Genomic DNA, 19,378 nt, shown 5'->3' with positions numbered 1-19,378 from the left:
GTGCCTTACAATGGTGAACATAGAAGTACTCTAGCAATAAATAATTAATATTTTACTTGTTTATTGCCTCAGTTCTTTGTTGTACAACGTATTTTTTTTCATTCCATTATTTTTTGGATAATCATACTGTCAATTAGAAAAGGTAACAGTACTGTTCCTATAACTATAATTAGAGTCGGTATAATATCAATTTTCTTTTCAGAGTATTGATTGATTTCAGGTTCACGTTTAAAAATCCAATAATATGGAATACGGATTATTTTATACAATATTATGAAAATCAACGTCATTTGAGAACCAAAATAGACAAGCGATTTATTAGCAGCTGTGAAAAAATGTTCGTAAACAATCCCTAAAATCAAAATCCCTATTGAAATCAATAAATATTTAAGAAATACCTTTTTTATTTTCAGCTTTTGTTGGTCAAAAATCAGAAGCCAAAGAAATGGTATAAAAAGTAGGACATAAATTATTTTTTCAATGTTCATTTATGATTGAAATTCTGTTTTTCCATAAGTTGCACAACGCTTAGATATATCTTACTCAACAAAAAATAATTACATGGTTTTGTAGTTAAAAGAGTTCTCGATACATTTTACTCGTTCCTCTTAAAACACTCGAACTGATATAAACCTTTAAATCTTAAGTCACTGCTTGTTGAATACTCTAGACAGAAAATTGCCCACTGCCAACTGAAAAAACCTACTCGCGTATTTTCTTTTTACGTAACTCGAAGTTTTGACCTAGGTATACTTTACGTACCATTTCATCATTAGCTAATTCTTCTGGTTCACCAGCTTTAAGTATACTACCTTCAAACATTAGGTATGTACGATCTGTAATAGCTAACGTTTCTTGTACGTTATGGTCTGTAATTAAGATACCAATATTCTTTTTTGTTAACTGAGCTACAATACGTTGTATGTCTTCTACAGCAACAGGATCTACACCAGCAAAAGGCTCATCTAATAAAATAAAACTTGGATTTGTTGCCAACGCGCGCGCAATTTCTGTACGGCGTCGCTCTCCACCAGATAATAGATCACCACGGTTTTTACGTATGTGACCTAAACTAAACTCTTCAATTAACGCTTCCATACGCATTAATTGTTCTTTTTTGCTAAGTTTAGTAAGCTGTAATACGCTTAAAATATTTTCTTCAATACTTAATTTTCTAAATACAGAAGCTTCTTGCGCTAAGTAACCAATACCATTTTGAGCACGTTTGTACATTGGATAATTGGTAATGTTTGTATTGTCTAAAAAAATATTTCCGCCATTAGGTTTAATTAAACCAACAATCATGTAAAAAGACGTTGTTTTACCTGCGCCATTAGGTCCTAAAAGCCCAACAATTTCACCTTGATTTACTTCAAGGGATACGTCTTTTACTACTTTTCGTCCGTTGTAGGACTTCATTAAATGTTCGGCTCTAAGCTTCATCTGTTGATTTAATTTTGCTAAAAATAGTCATTTCAATATAACTATTAAAGCGTCACTTTTATTTTATATAAAGTTTAACCCTTTTGGTTTTCAAGTTCTTCCCAATACTCGTAAGCACGACGTAAGTGAGGAATTACTATTGTACCGCCAATTAGTGTACCAATACTTAAAGTTTCCATTACTTCTTCTTTTGTTGCACCTTCTTTATAACAAGACTCTAAATGGTATTTTACGCAATCATCACAACGTAATACTGTAGAGGCAACTAAACCAAGTAGCTCTTTAGTTTTTACGTCTAATGCACCTGCAGCAAAAGCATTGGTGTCTAGGTTAAAAATACGTTTTATAATTTTGTTATTATCACCAAGAATTTTATCGTTCATCTTGGCTCTGTAATCATTAAATTCTTTAACTAGATCTGACATGTGATTTGGTTTTTTTTCTTTCTCTTTTTAATACAATTCTTGAAATATGAATACTAATTTCGTATAAAATTATTACCGGAATAGCGACAATAATTTGACTAGCTATATCTGGTGGTGTGATTACTGCTGAAATAATTAAAACAATAACCAGCGCAAACTTTCGGTATTTGCGTAAAATTTCTGGTGTTACTAAACCTAATTTGGTTAAAAAGTAAATTAAAATAGGTAGTTCAAAAATAATTCCTGATGCAATTACAGATGCTCTTACTAAACTTATGTAAGATGAAATGTCAATCTCGTTAGATACTTCTGCACTTACCGTATATGTTCCTAAAAAGTTTATAGATAAAGGTGTTATTACATAATACCCAAATAAAACACCTAAAAAGAATAATAAAGATGAAACTATAATAAATCCTCTTGAAGTATTACGTTCATTATCATTAAGTCCTGGACTAATAAACTTCCATAGTTGATATATAACATAAGGAAAAGCGATGATGAATCCTGCATAAATAGACGTCCATATGTGTGCAGAAAACTGACCAGCCATCGTCCTGTTTTGGATGATAAACGGGAAAGATTCTCCACAAAAAGTAGAGTCTTCTACACTAACCAAGTTTGCAAGAGCGCATAACCATTGGTAGGTAGGGAATTCCATTTTTTTAGGCGCAAAAATGATATTGTCAAAAATAAATCCCTTAAAGATAAAAGCGACTGTGCCACAAAGTATAACGGCACCAACAATACGTATAAGATGCCATCTTAAATCTTCAAGATGATCTAAAAAAGACATCTCGTTTACATCCTTTTTTGCCATTATATAATACCTTCTTTTATTAAATCGTGTAAATGTACAACACCAGCATAATGACCTTCTTTTTCAACCAGTAATTGAGAGATTCCATTCTCCTCAAGTACTTCCATAGCATCTATAGCCATAGCATCTTCTGCTATACGTTTTGGGTTGCTGCTCATAATATCTTTTGCTGTAAGCGAAGAAAAATCGTCTACTTTACTAAGCATACGTCTTAAATCTCCATCTGTTATGATGCCCACAATTTTTTTGTCTTCTACAACAGCTGTAACACCAAGACGTTTTTCAGAAATTTCAACAATAACATCTCTAATGCTTGTATTTAACGTAACTTGAGGTTTTTCGTTTACAGAAGAAATATCAAGTACGCGCAAGTATAATTTTTTACCTAAAGCGCCACCAGGATGGTATTTTGCAAAATCTCTGCTAGTAAATCCGCGTAATTCTAATAAAGTAACAGCCAACGCATCACCTAAAACTAATTGAGCAGTAGTACTTGTTGTTGGTGCTAAATTATTAGGACATGCTTCTTTTTGTACGTAAGAATTTAATACATAATCTGCATGTTGTCCTAAAAAAGAATCTTTATTACCAGTTAAGGCAATCATTTTATTTTTAGCGTTCTTAATAAGTGGAACTAAAACTTTAATTTCAGGAGTATTTCCGCTTTTAGAAATGCAGATCACAACATCATCTTCTAAAATTAAACCTAAGTCACCATGTATAGCATCTGCAGCGTGCATAAACACAGCTGGTGTGCCAGTAGAGTTTAATGTAGCAACAATTTTAGTAGCTATAATAGCACTTTTACCTATGCCTGTTATAATAACACGACCTTTAGAGTTGTAGATTAATTGGGTAGCGTTAACAAAATCATCGTCTAATAAAGATTTTAAATTTAGTATGGCTTGTCCTTCTAATTCTATGGTCTCTTTAGCACTCTTTAATATGGAGGCATTATTTTTCAAAGTATTTTATTTTTTTGGTTTATAAAGATTTTAGTATCTTTAATTTTAAAGCAGCAAATTTAGGGATTATTTCATTAGTGAAATATTTAAACTCTTAAATTATTTTGCTGTTTTATGTGTTAAATGTAACTAATTAATAAAATTTCAAATCGTTCGTATAGTGAAAAGTGATTTGCATGCAGCATTAAAAAAATATTTTGGCTTTGGTGAGTTTAAAGGCTTACAAGAGCAAGTAATAAAAAGTATATTAGATCAAAACAATACCTTTGTTATTATGCCTACTGGTGGAGGTAAAAGTTTATGTTACCAACTACCAGCATTAATGCAAGAAGGTATAGCAATAGTAGTTTCTCCTTTAATAGCTTTAATGAAAAACCAAGTAGACGCCATAAGAGGTGTCTCTAATGAAAATGGTATTGCACACGTTTTAAATTCTTCATTAAATAAAACGGAAGTAAAACAAGTAAAAGCAGATATTACCAATGGGGTAACCAAATTGCTTTATGTAGCTCCAGAATCTTTAACAAAGGATGAGTATGTAGAGTTTTTACGATCTGTAAAAATATCTTTTATGGCAGTTGATGAAGCCCATTGTATTAGCGAATGGGGACACGACTTTAGGCCAGAATACCGTAACCTAAGAAACATTATAAAACGTATAGGCGATAACATACCAATTATAGGTCTAACAGCAACAGCTACACCTAAGGTGCAAGAAGATATTCTTAAAAACTTAGGGATGACAGATGCTAATACTTTTAAAGCATCTTTTAATAGACCTAATTTATATTACGAAATACGTCCTAAAACAAAAAATGTAGATTCAGACATCATTAGATTTATCAAACAACATGAAGGTAAATCTGGTATTGTTTACTGTTTAAGTAGAAAACGTGTTGAAGAATTGGCGCAAGTACTACAAGTTAATGGTATAAAGGCTGTACCCTATCATGCAGGTTTAGATGCTAAAAAAAGAGCATCTCACCAGGATATGTTTTTAATGGAAGATATTGATGTAGTGGTAGCAACAATAGCATTTGGTATGGGAATAGATAAACCAGACGTACGTTTTGTAATTCACCATGATATACCAAAAAGTATAGAAAGCTATTATCAAGAAACAGGTCGAGCTGGAAGAGATGGCGGCGAAGGACATTGCTTGGCTTATTATTCTTATAAAGACATAGAAAAATTAGAAAAGTTTATGTCTGGTAAACCAGTAGCAGAGCAAGAAATTGGTCATGCATTGTTACAAGAAGTAGTTGCTTTTGCAGAAACATCTATGTCTAGAAGAAAATTTATTCTTCATTATTTTGGAGAAGAATTTGATAACGAAACAGGAGAAGGAGGCGATATGGATGATAACATGCGTCATCCAAAGGAAAAAGAAGAAGCAAAAGACAATGTCGCTATTATATTAGATGTTGTAAGTAAAACAAATGCAAAATACAAGTCTAAAGAACTTGTAAATGTTATAGTCGGTAAATCTAATGCCTTAATTAATTCTCATAAAACAGATACACAACCTTTCTTTGGTGTAGGAAAAGACAAAGAAAAAAGTTACTGGATGGCATTAACACGACAAATGCTAGTCGCTGGATTACTAAAAAAAGATATCGAAACCTATGGTGTCATAAAACTTACAGATGAAGGAAAAAACTTTTTAAGTAACCCAACATCTTTTATGATGACAAAGGACCATGATTTTAGTGAAGATAACACAGATAATGTTATAACAGCATCTAAAGGAAGTGGAGCAGTAGTAGATGAGCAATTAATGAAAATGCTTAAAGACCTGCGTAAAACAAACGCTAAAAAATTAGGTGTACCACCATTTGTTATTTTTCAAGATCCTTCTTTAGAAGATATGGCGCTTAAATACCCGATTTCTATAGAAGAATTATCTAACGTGCATGGTGTTGGCGAAGGTAAAGCAAAAAAATACGGTAAAGATTTTGTAAAACTTATCTCCAAATATGTAGAAGATAATGATATCATAAGACCAGATGATATGATTGTAAAATCTACAGGAAGTAATTCTGGAATAAAATTATACATTATTCAAAATGTAGATAGAAAGCTACCATTAACAGATATAGCGTCTGCAAAAGGCATGGAAATGCCAGCATTTATAAAAGAAATGGAAGCTATTGTCTATTCTGGAACCAAATTAAATATCGATTATTGGATAGATGAAATTTTAGATGAAGACCAGCAAGAAGAACTACACGACTATTTTATGGAAACTGAAACCGATAAGATAGATGTAGCTTTAGACGAATTTGATGGCGATTACGACGACGAAGAATTGCGTTTATACCGAATAAAATTTATTAGTGAAGTCGCTAATTAGTTTTTTTTAGTTAGCAGTTAGCAGTTAGCAGTTAGCAGTTAGCAGTTAGCAGTTAGCGGTTAGTGGTTAGTGGTGACTTAAGGTTTAAGTTTAAATGTTGTGTCAGTTCGAGTGTTTTACGAGGAACGAGTAAAATGTATCGAGAACTTTTTAACTTCAACAAAATTATTAGTTAGTAATTTGTAATTATGTGTTTATTTCTTAAAAGAAGTAAACTACAAAGCTTTATCAATACATCTTAGTGTTCTGAATAGAATTAGTGTCAATTCGTGAAATTCGTGTTTCAATTGAAGTATAAATTCATTTCAAAAAAGTAATTCCAAATTAGTAAATCTTAAATCATTACGTATCTTTGCAATTCATTAAAAAAATACGACAATGCAAGACGGTTTATACGCAAAATTTAATACTTCAAAAGGAGCAATTCTTGTTAATTTAGAATTTGAAAAAACACCAGGAACAGTAGGTAACTTTGTAGCTTTAGCAGAAGGTAATATGGAAAACTCTGCAAAACCACAAGGAACACCTTATTACGATGGATTAAAATTTCACAGAGTGATTAGTGATTTTATGATTCAAGGTGGTTGTCCTCAAGGTACAGGTACAGGAAATCCAGGTTATAAATTTGATGACGAAATTCACCCAGATTTAAAACACGATGGACCAGGAGTTTTAAGTATGGCAAATGCAGGACCAGGAACAAATGGTAGTCAATTTTTTATCACTCACGTTGCAACAGATTGGTTAGACGGTAAGCATACCGTATTTGGGAAAGTTGTAGAAGGACAAGATGTAGTAGATGCTATCCAACAAGGAGATGTTATTGAATCTTTAGAAATTGTAAGAGAAGGTGATGCAGCAAAAAACTTTAACGCTATTGAAGCTTTTAGAGTATTTGAAGGTGCTAGAGAAAAACGTATTGCTGAAGAACGTGAAGCAAAACGTGCTGAGTTAGATAAATTAGCAGCAGGTTTTGATGAAACTAAAAGTGGTTTACGTTACCAAATCATACAAAAAGGAAGTGGTAAAAAAGCCGAAAAAGGTAATCAAGTTTCTGTACATTATAAAGGACAATTAGCAGACGGAACTGTATTTGATAGTTCTTACAAACGTAACGAACCTATCGAATTCTTAGTAGGTATGGGACAAGTTATACCAGGTTGGGACGAAGGTATTTTATTATTAAACGTTGGTGATAAAGCACGTTTTGTAATACCAAGTGATTTAGCTTACGGTTCTCGTGGTGCTGGCGGTGTTATTCCACCAGATGCCACCTTAATTTTTGATGTAGAATTAGTAAATGCTAAGTAAACTTTAGCTTACAAACTCAAAATAAAATAAAAACCTCACAGGATTAGTCTTGTGAGGTTTTTTGTTTTATATAATTTTCTTCTAATTGTTTAGCTATAATTCTTAAATATGAATGCTCTGAAAAACAACCATAAACAGAATTAATTAATGTGTCACCTCTTAGACTAGTCCAGTTTATTGTATTTTCAATTTCGTCTCTTTTATCTGCAAATTTTTCTGAATTTAAATAATAATATTTAATGGTATTAATTCTACTAACAGGGTTTTTACTATATAAAAGTTGAAGGATAATATCACTAGTTAATTGGTCTTCTAAATCAAGTAATAATTTCCAGTTCTCCATTGTATTAGCAGTAAAACCAATAGTTTCTCCATAAAGCAAACCTGATTCTGTAGACATAAAGTGGTCTATTTCAGGATTAGAAATCGGTTTACCTTTATAGTACTTTACAGGCTTGTAAAAGGTTTCATAATTGTAAAACAGAGGTTTTATTGTGTTATCTTCTGTAACTTCAAAAGTGTTATTGTAAAATTTTAAGTGTTTTTTTTGAAGCCTTTTACTATTCGGTAATTTTGGTTTTAAAACGTAACTAATTAAAGAATCTTTTAAATAAAGAAAATCACATGTTAAAAAAAGGTTTTTTCTATAGATGACAGAAGAATATATCTTATAATCAAAACCTAAAGATTTATAATTCCCATTATTGCTTTTTAAGAATAAACTTTCAAGAGATTTGGGTTTTTTTAAACTATCTAAAACACTTTCAATAATCTCTTTATCATTTTTATGAGAAAAGAAGTTTTTATCCTTAAATTGAGAAAACACAGGAAGTATAAACCAAAACGAAAAGATTATAAAAAGTGTTTTAGACATTGTATTTTCATTACTTATGCTTTTCAGCGGTCAACTCAGCGATTTTACAAATAACTTCAGTAGCTTTAATCATGCTTTCTACTGGAACATACTCATAACGTCCATGAAAATTATGTCCGCCAGCAAAAATATTGGGACAAGGTAGGCCCATATAACTTAATTGTGATCCGTCTGTTCCTCCACGAATTGCTTTTATTAATGGTTTAATGTCTAATTGTTTCATCGCTTCTTCAGCAATATCAACAATATGCATTACAGGTTCTACCTTTTCTTTCATATTGAAGTATTGATCCTTAATTTCAATCGTTACTACTTCACGTTCGTATTGTTGGTTAAGCTCGTCGGTAAGCTTTTGCATCACTTCTTTTCTAGCTTCAAAATGCTCTTTGTCGTGATCACGAATAATATATTCTAATACGGTTTCTTCAACTTCGCCTTTTACAGAATATAAATGAAAAAATCCTTGGTAACCTTCTGTATGTTCAGGTGTTTCTAGTCTTGGTAACGAGTTGATAAACTCTGTAGCAATGTACATAGAGTTAACCATTTTTCCTTTAGCATAACCAGGATGTACAATTTTTCCTTTTACTTTAACTACAGCGCCAGCTGCGTTAAAATTTTCGTATTCTAATTCGCCAATTTGACTTCCATCCATGGTGTAAGCCCAATCTGCACCAAATTTTTCAACATCAAATTTATGTGCGCCACGACCAATTTCTTCATCTGGAGTAAATCCAACTTTAATGGTTCCGTGTTTGATTTGAGGATTTTTGATAAGGTATTCCATTGCAGAAATAATTTCGCAAATACCAGCTTTATCATCAGCACCTAAAAGCGTTGTACCATCGGTTGTGATTAAGGTTTGACCTTTGTAAAGTAATAGATCTTCAAAATAATCTGGAGATAAAACAATGTTTTCAGCTTCATTTAAAACAATGTCTTTTCCATCATAATTATCTACAATTTGAGGATTAACATTAGCGCCAGTAAAATCTGGAGACGTATCAAAATGCGAGATAAATCCAATAGTTGGCACGTCATGATCCACATTACTTGGTAATGTCGCCATGATATAAGCGTTTTGGTCAATACTTACATCTTGCATACCGATATGTTGTAATTCTTGCACTAATGCATTGGCAAGATCCCATTGTTTTTTGGTACTTGGTGTTGTGTCGCTATTTGGGTCAGATTCGGTATCTACAGTAACGTAGCTAACAAATCTTTTGATGATGTCTTCTTTTGAAATCATATTTTGAGTGTTTATTTTATTTGAAAGTATAAAAGTACAATTATTCAAGATTTTCAGTAGTACATTTAATGGTAAAATTAAATAAACGTCAGTTCGATTGATTTTTGAGTGGCAACTGAGCGTAGTCGAAGTTGTGCGAAGAAATTTTATCGAGAACTAATAATACATTTAAAATTCTTGTTTTCGATACAAATTTTTATTCATTTCAATCATAAAAATTCACTCAAACTGACGAATTTTATTAAAAACAGTTAAGAGCTTCAACATAAATTGTAAATCACATTTTTTCACACTACTTTTGTGCAAACATTACACGATGTACAAATCCCTTCTAAGACCGTTTTTTTTTAGTTTCGATCCTGAAAAAATTCATCATTTTACATTTAAGCTTGTTAAATTAACCTCTAAAATACCAGGAATGACTTCGGTGTTTAGACGTTTATATGTTGTAGAAGATAAGCAACTACAACGCAACCTTTTTGGGTTAACCTTTAAAAATCCAGTAGGATTAGCAGCAGGTTTTGATAAAAATGCAGTGTTGTATAATGAATTAGCCAACTTTGGTTTTGGATTTATAGAAATAGGAACCGTAACGCCAAAAGGACAAGCTGGAAATCCTAAAAAACGTTTATTTAGATTGAAAGATGACCAAGGAATTATAAACCGTATGGGTTTTAATAACGAAGGTTTAGAAGCTGCAATTAAACAATTAAAACAAAATAAAGGAAAGTTAATTATTGGTGGAAATATTGGAAAAAACACAGATACATCACCAGAAGATTACACCAGAGACTATCTAGAATGTTTTAACGGGTTACATCCGTATGTTGATTATTTTGTGCTTAATGTAAGTTGTCCAAACGTAGGAAGTCACGCTAAATTAACTGATAAAGACTATTTGTTAGAACTGATTAGCGAAGTGCAAAAAGCTAATGAAGAATTGTCAGGTCGAGCGCAGTCGAGACCTAAAAAACCAATTTTACTTAAGATTGCTCCAGATTTAAATACCATTCAGTTAGATGAAATTATAGAAATCATCAAAGAAACAAAACTAGATGGAGTTATTGCAACCAACACATCTGTAGATCGTACGGGATTAAAAACATCGACAGAACGTTTGGAAGCTATAGGTAATGGAGGTTTAAGCGGTCAGCCTATAAAAGAGAAATCTACAAAAGTGATTAAATACCTAGCAGAAAAAAGTAATAAAGCATTCCCTATTATTGGTGTTGGAGGAATCCACAGTGCAGAAGATGCATTAGAAAAACTTGAAGCTGGAGCAGATTTAGTTCAGATTTATACTGGTTTTATTTATGAAGGACCACGATTAATCAAGCAGATTAATCAAGCTATTTTAAACCAAAATTAAATGACTATCGAAACCTTATTTGGTTTTGTTGTAGCGACTTCGGCTTTAGCCATATCGCCTGGACCAGATAATATTTATGTATTAATGCAAAGCATAACTAATGGTCGTAATTATGGTTTAGCAACAGTTGCAGGTTTAATTTCTGGCTGTTTGGTACACACAACATTGGTTGCTTTTGGTGTTTCTGCTATTATTAAAAATAACGATACACTTTTTCTAATCCTTAAAATTTTAGGCGCTGTTTACTTATTGTATTTGGCTTATAAAGTCTATCAAAGTGATGCAGAAGTTGCTTTAACCACCGAAAATACACCAAAAAGAAGTTTGTGGCAACTATTTAAACAAGGTGTAATAATGAATGTATTAAATCCAAAAGTGTCTATTTTCTTTTTGGCATTTTTTCCTGGGTTTTTATTTTCAGAAACCTTATCAATAGTAACACAATTTTATGTGTTGGGATTACTGTTTATGCTTACTTCTTTAATTATATTTTCTGCAATCGCAGTGCTTTCAGGATTTATTTCGGAGTATTTAAAACAAAATAAAAACACCGGAATAATACTAAAATGGTTGCAAATAGTTGTGTTTGTTGGGATTGCTGTATTCATCTTTTTTCAGAAGAAATAAAGCCAAAAATCTATTTCTTTTTTATCTTTGAAAGACCATGAAAAACGACTTAGTAAAAGTAATCGAATGTCCGCGAGATGCTATGCAAGGCATCAAGCAATTTATTCCTACCGAAAAAAAAGTACAGTACATACAATCTTTATTACGTGTAGGTTTTGATACGATAGATTTTGGAAGTTTTGTGTCCCCTAAAGCTATACCACAAATGGTAGATACAGCCGAAGTATTAGCGCAATTAGATTTAAGCAAAACCAAAAGTAAATTATTGGCAATTGTAGCAAACTTACGTGGTGCTCAAGATGCTTGTCAACATCCAGAAATTGATTATTTGGGTTATCCGTTTTCTATTTCAGAAAACTTTCAAATGCGTAATACGCATAAAACAATAGCACAATCTGTAGACTTGTTAAACGACATTTTAAATACAGCAGATCAGGCTAATAAAAAGGTGGTAGTTTATATTTCCATGGGATTTGGTAATCCTTACGGTGATCCTTGGAATGTAGAAATAGTAGGCGAGTGGACAGAAAAATTGAGTAAAATGGGTGTAGAAATTTTATCCTTAAGTGATACGGTTGGTACATCTAATCCAGAAAATATAGATTATTTGTTTTCAAATTTAATTCCGAAATATCAAGATATTGAGTTTGGTGCGCATTTACACACTACGCCAAGCACTTGGTTTGAAAAAGTAGACGCAGCTTACCAAGCTGGTTGCAGACGTTTTGATGGTGCTATACAAGGTTTTGGCGGTTGTCCTATGGCTAAAGATGAATTAACCGGAAATATGCCTACCGAAAAAGTGTTGTCTTATTTAACTACAAAAAAAGCGCATGACTTAAATGCGATGTCTTTTGAAAGTGCATATAACGAAGCAAGTAAAATTTTCAATTTTTATCATTAAAAAAAGAGCTTGTATATTTTACAAGCTCTTTTTTTTACTAATTTTTACTTTTTAAAACTGAAATTCTAATCCAGCATAGATACCAAAAGGATGACCAGGTCTTAATCCTGCAGGTACTCTTGATACTGCGTATTCATTATCTAGTAGGTTGATAATGTTGGTTGTTGCACTTAATTTTGAAGTGATATGGTAACGACCAGCTAAATCTAAAACGATAGCCGATTCTACTTTTTGATTATCAGGAATAGATCCAGTACCAGATACTGTTCTAAAAGCACCATTATATCTTCCGTTTAAGTTAATTGAATATTTTTTGTGTTCTAAACCAATACTTCCATTTAATTGATGCTTTGCAATATATGGTATTTCATCTCCTTCAGAAACAGTTCCCCAAATACCATCATCACTACCAAAACTGTTTAAAAACTCAGTATCAGTATATGTGTAACCTACAGTAATAGGTAAAGAAAAGTTGGTATTATTTTGAAGTGCATCATAATTTAAAAGGACTTCTAGTCCTTTTACGGTAGATTCTCCTGCGTTAAACACATCTAAACTACCTGTTCCGCCACTAGCAGCAAGATCACTGCCTAAAAGGTTGCTGTAGTCGTTGTAAAAGGCAACAACTTCACCTTGAATACCTTTAAAGTTAAATCTTGAACCTAACTCGTAGTTAATGCTTTCTTCTGGTTTTTGACCATCTTCATTTCCTGGAGGCGAAAATCCTTTATGTACTCCACCAAAAACAGAGTAGTTGTTATTGAATTTGTAATTAAAACCAATACCAGGAATAAAAATATCGACTTTATTTTCTCTTACAGATAAATTGCTACCTGTTCTGCTTATATCACTTGTGCCATAATTTTCACGTTTAAGCACAATGTTTTCGTAACGTAAACCAGGAGTTAATGTTAAGTTTTTATATTTAAACTTATACATAATGTATGAAGCAAAAGCATTTGCACTACTAATCCTGTTAGCATCTGTACCAGGTATACCTTTAGTGGTTAATTGCATAGAATTATTTTCAATGCTGTAGTAGTCTTTCCATTGAAAACGATCTTCTTCATCATAGTGATATCTTAACCCTAGTTCAATATCATGAAATGTGTTTTCACCATAAAAATGATAATCTAATTTAGTTTGAACACCTTTAGAAATGTACTTACGATTATTTGCTTTAACCGTTAAAGCATCTGCTGGTGAGTTTTCTAAACCTGTCATATAACTAAAATGGGTAGGATATAAATCTGGATTAGATACAATGTTAGCAATACTTACATTATCACCATTAGCTGTAATATCGTTTAATTTATACCAGTTTCTTTCAAATCTATTAAAGTAACCATTGGTTGTAATGGCGAAATTTTTAGAAAATTCAATGTTATGAGTTAATAATAATTGAATATGCTCATTAGTCATTTTATCTTCTTGAGAACTTGCGTAACTATCAAAAGGATTATTCTTAAAATCTGTGTCTGTTAATCCTAGGTAGGTCTCATTAGACACTTCATCTGCAAACTGAAATTTAGTTTCAAAACTTTGTTGGATTTTTGCTTCTTTATCTGTGTTTAATCTAAATTTAGCAACAACGTCATTCTTGTCAAACCCAGTATTTGCATCGTTTAATAGATTTTTAAATCCATCAGAATTAAAGTTTAAATATTCAACATTATATCCAAAATTTTTGTTGCTGTCTCCAACAGACGCATAAACTTGTCCGCTGTTAAAGCTTCCGTAAGAGGCTTTAATTCTACCAGAAAAATGATCAGGAATTTGTGTAGACACCATATTTATAGCACCACCAGAAGTAAAAGGACCATATTGCACTTGGCTACTACCTTTTAAAATTTCTACAGCTTCCATTCTTGCAACAGAAGGAAAGTAATAAGCAGCAGAAGCACTGTATGGTGCAGGAGCAATCAATACACCATCTTCCATTAAGCTAATTTTTGCACTACGTTCTGGAGAAGTACCTCTTAAACTAATGTTAGGACGTAGACCAAAACCATCTTCTTCTACAATGGTTACACCAGGAACAGTTTTTAAAACACGGTTAATATCTGTGTAACCTAGTTTTTTTAATTCTGTTGGCGAAATGTAATATGCAGAACCTGTGCGGTTTTTTGCCATGTATTTGTTACCAAATATTACATTTGTTTTAATTAAAACTTCTTCTAATTTTTGAATAGAATCTGTATTGTTGGTAATAGAATCTTTTGTGTTTTGAGCTATTACACTACTAGTAATTAATAAGATGAAGAATAAAAATTTAGTTCTCATTTATTTGGACTGATTAAAAATAATTTGTTTTCAGCGTGCAAAAATAATAATCATTTTTAGTTTTTCAAAACTTATTTAGAATAAATAAAGATAATTTTCGGAAAGATTTTATAAGAGAAAAAATTTCGAGATAGTTTCATATATAAGTCGTATCTTTACGCGCAATTAATTCTAATTGCAACATGACAGCACACAACAATAAAATAGTAGGCGAAGGATTAACTTACGATGATGTCCTACTAGTTCCAGCGTTTTCCGAAGTACTTCCACGCGAAGTCAATATTCAATCAAAATTTACAAGAAATATAACTATTAATGTACCTATAGTTTCTGCAGCTATGGATACAGTTACCGAAAGTCGTATGGCAATAGCTATGGCTAGAGAAGGTGGTATTGGTGTGTTGCATAAAAACATGACCATAGAAGAGCAAGCGACTAAAGTACGTAAAGTAAAACGTGCCGAAAGCGGTATGATTATAGATCCTGTAACCTTGCCAACCACAGCAATTGTTGCAGATGCTAAACAAGCTATGAAAGAGCATAGTATTGGAGGTATTCCTATTGTTGATGCCACAGGAAAATTAAAAGGTATTGTAACTAATAGAGATTTACGTTTCGAGCATCAAAATTCCAGACCAATTGTAGAAGTAATGACTAGCGAAAATCTAGTAACAGCGCCAGTTGGTACGTCTTTAAAAGACGCAGAAAAAATACTTCAGCAAAATAAAATTGAAAAGCTTTTAATTGTAGAAGGCGATAAACTTGAAGGATTAATTACATTTAGAGATATCACCAAAGTTACTCAAAAACCTATTGCCAATAAAGATAACTACGGAAGGTTGCGTGTTGCTGCAGCAATTGGAGTAACAGGTGATGCAGTAGATAGAGCAGAAGCGTTAGTTAATGCAGGTGTAGATGCAATTGTTATAGATACAGCACATGGACACACAAAAGGTGTTGTAAATGTTTTAAAAGAAATAAAGAAAAAATTCCCTCAATTAGAAGCAATTGTTGGTAATATAGCAACAGCAGAAGCTGCAAAATATTTAGTAGAAGCTGGTGCAGACGCGGTAAAAGTAGGTATTGGACCAGGATCTATTTGTACAACACGTGTTGTTGCAGGTGTTGGTTTCCCACAGTTTAGTGCTGTTTTAGAAGTTGCTGCAGCAATAAAAGGAACAGGTGTTCCTGTGATAGCAGATGGCGGTATAAGATACACAGGAGATATACCTAAAGCTCTTGCAGCTGGTGCAGATACTGTAATGTTAGGATCGTTATTAGCCGGAACAAAAGAAAGTCCAGGAGAAACTATTATTTACGAAGGACGTAAGTTTAAGTCTTATCGTGGTATGGGTTCTGTAGAAGCGATGAAGCAAGGTAGTAAAGACCGTTATTTTCAAGATGTAGAAGACGATATTAAAAAATTAGTCCCAGAAGGAATTGTTGGTCGTGTGCCTTACAAAGGAGAACTTTACGAAAGTATACATCAATTTATTGGTGGTTTACGTGCTGGTATGGGATATTGCGGCGCAAAAGATATTGCAACTTTAAAAGAAACTGGACGATTTGTGAAAATTACATCTTCAGGAATTAATGAAAGTCATCCGCATGACGTTACTATTACTAAAGAAGCACCAAATTATTCAAGATAAAAATTCCTGCGTAGGCAGGAATCTTATAGTTTTTAAAAAGCACAACTTTTGGGTTGTGCTTTTTTGTTTTAATTGATGACTATTGATTTACAAAACGTTTCAAACTTGTATTATAATTGTTAAGAATACTATTTAGTTCTTTTTTTTCGGATTGTAGTTTCTTTATATCTTTTTTGTACTTATAAACTTTGTAAATGCCAACAAATATAATTTGAATACCAATAAAATTTAAAATGAACATAGCAGTGAAATACTTCCAACTAGCGTAATCAAAAGTAGGGTAAAAAGCTTTTAATAAACGAGTTGTTAGCGGAGAAAAAAGTACAAACTATTATTGTAATACCTATTGATAATAAAAAGAAAACATTTGAATAAATAGAAGTTTTTCGTTTTTGCAAATTTTGAATATCTGCTAATAATTGACTTGCGTATATTTTAAAATGATCACTAAAAACTATTTTACTACAAAAGGATTTAAAGTTTGGTTTTTTGCCTGTTAATCCACAGGTTAATCCTGTTTTTAAATCTCTTTTAGAATGGATACATAAATCACAATGTTTTGGTTGAAGCATTGGTTTTTTTGTGATTTTTTGGAAAGTTTCGTTTAACGTGTTTGTATAAGCATAGTAAGGGATTGACAAACTATTTTTTCGGTTTATAAAAGACATCTACAAATACAAAAATTGCCATTTGTATAAGCCTTAAGCCCTTATTATGCTTATACGTTGTTGGTAGCCGTTTTTTTAAAGATTAAAATATTTTAAATATTACAAATGATAGAAATAGAGGTATTGTTGAAATTATGACTTCTAAATAATTCACATTTTTTTCGTTTTTCCTCAACATTATAATGTATGCAACTGCTCCAAGTGAAATAAATAATAAGTCACTTAAACTTATTAACTCAACCCAAAGAGAATTATCAGACAATACGCTATTAAATTCTTCTTCTGTTGAAATATTTGACATACTTTTAAAAGTGAATATAGTCAATAAAAATTTCCACAGTTCATTTATCATCAGAGCCCAAATAAAATAATTAATACTTTTATAGAAATTATTTATTTTAAAATGCGAACCCAGTTTTAGCATATCAATAGTGAAATATGAGGATAATACAGCTAGAATAATAACGAAATAAAAGAAAATAGAACTTAACCCTAGAGTGATATAACTAATAATTCTTGTTCTCTCAGTTAATTCAGAGTCAATAAATGTTATAAAAAATTCAACTTTTAGTATACCAAATAAAATTCCGATGAATAAAAGATATAATATCTGTTTTAGAGTTTTTGCTTTATACATTAAATTAAAAATTTGTTATTAAAAATGTTTCAACAATTGCTGAAAAAAATAATAAAAGACTTGGATAAATAAATGTTTTTGCTCTCAAATCAATTTGTATTCTATTATTTTTGACGACATTTTTAAAAAATAAAAATCCTTTCAAGCCAATATTAGAAAATAATATTAAAGCGGTAATCTCAAATACACCGTGTATAATAAATAAAAGAAGAAACTCATAAAAACTCAAATTTGTATAAGGAACAAGAGTAAACATTGTCCCTAAATTAAAACCATTCCAAATTAAAACCAGTAATGTAAGAAAACCAGCAGAAAAATAACCGCCTAATGATATTAACATTGCAACAGTAAAATTTTTTAAAATTATCGTTTTGAAAATATGAAAATTAAACGAGAAATCCCCATAATTTTCAATACAAATTTCTATATAATCTCTTTCAAATTTCAGTGAACTATTATAACCTAATATGAAGCCAAAACCAATTAAGAGAATTGATATTAAGCTATAGTAATTTATTAATTCCTTCAATTGATTTATTCATTTTATATTTATTAATTGATTTTTGTATAATAGATAAATCTACAGAAGTGGTTTTATAATATTGTTTTACTGACTCAATCAACTCATTTTTCTTTATTCTATTTTGTAAACTTTTGATATTTATATTAATTCTGCTATTATTTATATATTTTTTTAAAATAAATAATAAAGAAGAAGCAAAAAGTATAAGTGCAGTTTTTAGACTTCCGCTAGTATAACTCGCTGAATAATATAATATAATAACAGGTATAAAATATAATATTATAAATAAAGCGTCATTAACAATATTCTTGTTCATATCAATTGCTATAATATTACAGATGTCTTTTGGTTCTAATTTATCAACAATTTTTGTTGAAATAATAATTTTTCTTTTGTTTTGTAATACTTTAATACCTCTGATTTTATTATTAGTATATATTTCCACTTTTTTATTTAGTTTTTGATAAACTAAAAATTCTAGTTTTTCAAGTCTCTTTTTAATCAGAAACTTAAAATATATTTCATCTCTTATTAAAAGTAAATATGTTATACAAATGACAAAAGATATAAATAATAATGTTAATGGTATTAAAGATTTCTCTTCAAATAAATTTGATATAGATATTACGGAATAGGATATTATAGATAAAACTATAGTGTCTATTAAAAGAAACATTAATGAATGTTTTAGTTTAACTAATGAAAAATAATTGTAAGTTAAAGATATAATTAAACCGATTGCTAATGAAAATAAAATAGTATTCATTTTTTTAAGATTTTATAAGGCTATATAATTTTAAAAAATTATATAGCCTTGTTACTAATAATTCTAAAGCATACCAGCCCATCCTCCAACATAACCTCCAACTACTGCTCCAAAATATCCAGTTGCTGGGCCTCCTAAAACGCCTATTGCCCCACCAATCCATTGACCAGCCACAGTTCCAACAGCTTCACCAGCAATTCCGGCTGTAGTACTTCCAATTGTTTGACCTACTGCGCCCATTCCTGCATTTGAAGCAGCTTCTGAGCCTAACCATCCACCAATCTCAACTTGGGCTACTTTATTCGTTTCGACAAAAGCAGATTTCATACAAAAAACTAATGATAAACAAAGACTAATTTTAATTAAAGGTTTTAAAAATTTCATTTTATTACTATTTAAATGTTTAAAAAATCTAAACTCTATAAGTTTAAGGTCATTATAGTTTAGTTCGTGGACTATCCACTTTTAGACCTGTCAGCTTTCATTCTTCACTTTCAGAGAGTCAA

General features: G+C 31.2%; 19 protein-coding genes. 6 read left to right on the top strand and 13 right to left on the bottom strand.

The window, feature by feature from the left end; all coding sequences use genetic code 11:
- Window positions 1–98 precede the first annotated feature (98 nt).
- The 5 genes from WA340_RS03425 to WA340_RS03405 form a co-directional block, all read right to left on the bottom strand.
- Entirely contained in the window at window positions 99–488 is a 390-nt protein-coding gene (locus WA340_RS03425; RefSeq protein ID WP_304141632.1) for a hypothetical protein, read from the bottom strand.
- 214 nt (window positions 489–702) lie between these two features.
- Window positions 703–1,443, bottom strand: a complete 741-nt coding sequence (gene lptB, locus WA340_RS03420; RefSeq protein WP_027880018.1) for an LPS export ABC transporter ATP-binding protein — start codon at window positions 1,441–1,443, stop codon at window positions 703–705.
- A 74-nt stretch (window positions 1,444–1,517) separates the two neighbouring features.
- Window positions 1,518–1,868, bottom strand: coding sequence for a carboxymuconolactone decarboxylase family protein (locus WA340_RS03415; RefSeq protein WP_336127277.1), 351 nt, complete (start codon window positions 1,866–1,868; stop codon window positions 1,518–1,520).
- A complete protein-coding gene (gene tatC, locus WA340_RS03410) occupies window positions 1,852–2,688 on the bottom strand; it encodes a twin-arginine translocase subunit TatC (protein WP_106679558.1) in 837 nt (278 codons plus the stop codon). The genes WA340_RS03415 and tatC overlap by 17 nt, the downstream gene beginning before the upstream one ends.
- Window positions 2,688–3,653 (bottom strand): KpsF/GutQ family sugar-phosphate isomerase, encoded by a 966-nt coding sequence (locus WA340_RS03405; protein WP_027880015.1) that lies wholly within the window; start codon window positions 3,651–3,653, stop codon window positions 2,688–2,690. The genes tatC and WA340_RS03405 overlap by 1 nt, the downstream gene beginning before the upstream one ends.
- A 160-nt stretch (window positions 3,654–3,813) precedes the next feature.
- Here WA340_RS03405 and recQ point away from each other — a divergent pair, with 160 nt between their 5' ends.
- Together recQ and WA340_RS03395 are read left to right on the top strand one after the other, a co-directional pair.
- A complete protein-coding gene (recQ, locus tag WA340_RS03400) occupies window positions 3,814–6,006 on the top strand; it encodes a DNA helicase RecQ (protein ID WP_336127276.1) in 2,193 nt (730 codons plus the stop codon).
- 378 nt (window positions 6,007–6,384) lie between these two features.
- Window positions 6,385–7,317, top strand: a complete 933-nt coding sequence (locus WA340_RS03395; RefSeq protein WP_027880013.1) for a peptidylprolyl isomerase — start codon at window positions 6,385–6,387, stop codon at window positions 7,315–7,317.
- A gap of 43 nt (window positions 7,318–7,360) precedes the next feature.
- On the opposite strand, the gene WA340_RS03390 is transcribed toward WA340_RS03395, so the two are convergent.
- Both WA340_RS03390 and pepT read right to left on the bottom strand, forming a co-directional pair.
- Complete coding sequence (locus tag WA340_RS03390) at window positions 7,361–8,191, bottom strand: hypothetical protein (RefSeq protein WP_336127275.1); 831 nt, start codon at window positions 8,189–8,191, stop codon at window positions 7,361–7,363.
- A gap of 10 nt (window positions 8,192–8,201) precedes the next feature.
- Window positions 8,202–9,443 (bottom strand): peptidase T, encoded by a 1,242-nt coding sequence (gene pepT, locus WA340_RS03385; RefSeq protein ID WP_336127274.1) that lies wholly within the window; start codon window positions 9,441–9,443, stop codon window positions 8,202–8,204.
- A 316-nt stretch (window positions 9,444–9,759) separates the two neighbouring features.
- Between pepT and WA340_RS03380 the strand changes: the two genes are divergently transcribed.
- Genes WA340_RS03380 through WA340_RS03370 form a run of 3 tightly spaced genes read left to right on the top strand, consistent with a single transcriptional unit; the run spans window position 9,760 to window position 12,343 of the window.
- Window positions 9,760–10,812: a quinone-dependent dihydroorotate dehydrogenase gene (locus WA340_RS03380; protein WP_336127273.1), complete on the top strand. Its 1,053-nt coding sequence runs from the start codon at window positions 9,760–9,762 to the stop codon at window positions 10,810–10,812.
- Window positions 10,813–11,439 carry a LysE family translocator gene (locus WA340_RS03375; RefSeq protein WP_336127272.1) on the top strand — a complete coding sequence of 209 codons (627 nt, stop codon included), beginning with the start codon at window positions 10,813–10,815 and terminating at the stop codon, window positions 11,437–11,439.
- Between the two features lie 37 nt (window positions 11,440–11,476).
- The gene (locus WA340_RS03370; RefSeq protein ID WP_336127271.1) at window positions 11,477–12,343 is read left to right on the top strand and encodes a hydroxymethylglutaryl-CoA lyase; all 867 of its coding nucleotides are present in this window, start codon (window positions 11,477–11,479) and stop codon (window positions 12,341–12,343) included.
- A gap of 51 nt (window positions 12,344–12,394) precedes the next feature.
- Here the strand turns inward: WA340_RS03370 and WA340_RS03365 are convergent, their stop codons facing one another.
- Entirely contained in the window at window positions 12,395–14,626 is a 2,232-nt protein-coding gene (locus tag WA340_RS03365; RefSeq protein WP_336127270.1) for a TonB-dependent receptor family protein, read from the bottom strand.
- A 182-nt stretch (window positions 14,627–14,808) separates the two neighbouring features.
- Between WA340_RS03365 and guaB the strand changes: the two genes are divergently transcribed.
- Window positions 14,809–16,278 (top strand): IMP dehydrogenase, encoded by a 1,470-nt coding sequence (gene guaB / locus WA340_RS03360; RefSeq protein WP_223076429.1) that lies wholly within the window; start codon window positions 14,809–14,811, stop codon window positions 16,276–16,278.
- Window positions 16,279–16,547: 269 nt separating this feature from the next.
- Here guaB and WA340_RS03355 read toward each other — a convergent pair whose 3' ends face one another.
- The 5 genes from WA340_RS03355 to WA340_RS03335 form a co-directional block, all read right to left on the bottom strand.
- Entirely contained in the window at window positions 16,548–16,919 is a 372-nt protein-coding gene (locus WA340_RS03355; protein ID WP_336127269.1) for a hypothetical protein, read from the bottom strand.
- Window positions 16,920–17,028: 109 nt separating this feature from the next.
- Entirely contained in the window at window positions 17,029–17,583 is a 555-nt protein-coding gene (locus tag WA340_RS03350) for a hypothetical protein (RefSeq protein WP_336127268.1), read from the bottom strand.
- Window positions 17,584–17,587: 4 nt separating this feature from the next.
- Window positions 17,588–18,112, bottom strand: a complete 525-nt coding sequence (locus tag WA340_RS03345; protein WP_304141649.1) for a stage II sporulation protein M — start codon at window positions 18,110–18,112, stop codon at window positions 17,588–17,590.
- Window positions 18,087–18,872: a hypothetical protein gene (locus WA340_RS03340; RefSeq protein ID WP_304141650.1), complete on the bottom strand. Its 786-nt coding sequence runs from the start codon at window positions 18,870–18,872 to the stop codon at window positions 18,087–18,089. Before WA340_RS03340 ends, WA340_RS03345 begins: the two co-directional genes overlap by 26 nt.
- 63 nt (window positions 18,873–18,935) lie before the next feature.
- Window positions 18,936–19,256: a hypothetical protein gene (locus WA340_RS03335; RefSeq protein ID WP_304141651.1), complete on the bottom strand. Its 321-nt coding sequence runs from the start codon at window positions 19,254–19,256 to the stop codon at window positions 18,936–18,938.
- Window positions 19,257–19,378: the final 122 nt, after the last annotated feature.

The sequence above is a fragment of the Mesoflavibacter sp. CH_XMU1422-2 genome, from assembly GCF_037029245.1.
Taxonomy (GTDB): domain Bacteria; phylum Bacteroidota; class Bacteroidia; order Flavobacteriales; family Flavobacteriaceae; genus Mesoflavibacter; species Mesoflavibacter zeaxanthinifaciens.
This window is presented reverse-complemented; position numbering and strand designations above follow the sequence as displayed.

Coding starts and splice junctions, on each gene's coding strand:
- WA340_RS03425 (WP_304141632.1), bottom strand. CDS start 488: ATGAACATTGAAAAAATAATTTATGTCCTACTTTTTATACCATTTCTT.
- lptB (WP_027880018.1), bottom strand. CDS start 1,443: ATGAAGCTTAGAGCCGAACATTTAATGAAGTCCTACAACGGACGAAAA.
- WA340_RS03415 (WP_336127277.1), bottom strand. CDS start 1,868: ATGTCAGATCTAGTTAAAGAATTTAATGATTACAGAGCCAAGATGAAC.
- tatC (WP_106679558.1), bottom strand. CDS start 2,688: ATGGCAAAAAAGGATGTAAACGAGATGTCTTTTTTAGATCATCTTGAA.
- WA340_RS03395 (WP_027880013.1), top strand. CDS start 6,385: ATGCAAGACGGTTTATACGCAAAATTTAATACTTCAAAAGGAGCAATT.
- WA340_RS03390 (WP_336127275.1), bottom strand. CDS start 8,191: ATGTCTAAAACACTTTTTATAATCTTTTCGTTTTGGTTTATACTTCCT.
- pepT (WP_336127274.1), bottom strand. CDS start 9,443: ATGATTTCAAAAGAAGACATCATCAAAAGATTTGTTAGCTACGTTACT.
- WA340_RS03380 (WP_336127273.1), top strand. CDS start 9,760: ATGTACAAATCCCTTCTAAGACCGTTTTTTTTTAGTTTCGATCCTGAA.
- WA340_RS03375 (WP_336127272.1), top strand. CDS start 10,813: ATGACTATCGAAACCTTATTTGGTTTTGTTGTAGCGACTTCGGCTTTA.
- WA340_RS03370 (WP_336127271.1), top strand. CDS start 11,477: ATGAAAAACGACTTAGTAAAAGTAATCGAATGTCCGCGAGATGCTATG.
- WA340_RS03365 (WP_336127270.1), bottom strand. CDS start 14,626: ATGAGAACTAAATTTTTATTCTTCATCTTATTAATTACTAGTAGTGTA.
- guaB (WP_223076429.1), top strand. CDS start 14,809: ATGACAGCACACAACAATAAAATAGTAGGCGAAGGATTAACTTACGAT.
- WA340_RS03350 (WP_336127268.1), bottom strand. CDS start 17,583: ATGTATAAAGCAAAAACTCTAAAACAGATATTATATCTTTTATTCATC.
- WA340_RS03340 (WP_304141650.1), bottom strand. CDS start 18,872: ATGAATACTATTTTATTTTCATTAGCAATCGGTTTAATTATATCTTTA.
- WA340_RS03335 (WP_304141651.1), bottom strand. CDS start 19,256: ATGAAATTTTTAAAACCTTTAATTAAAATTAGTCTTTGTTTATCATTA.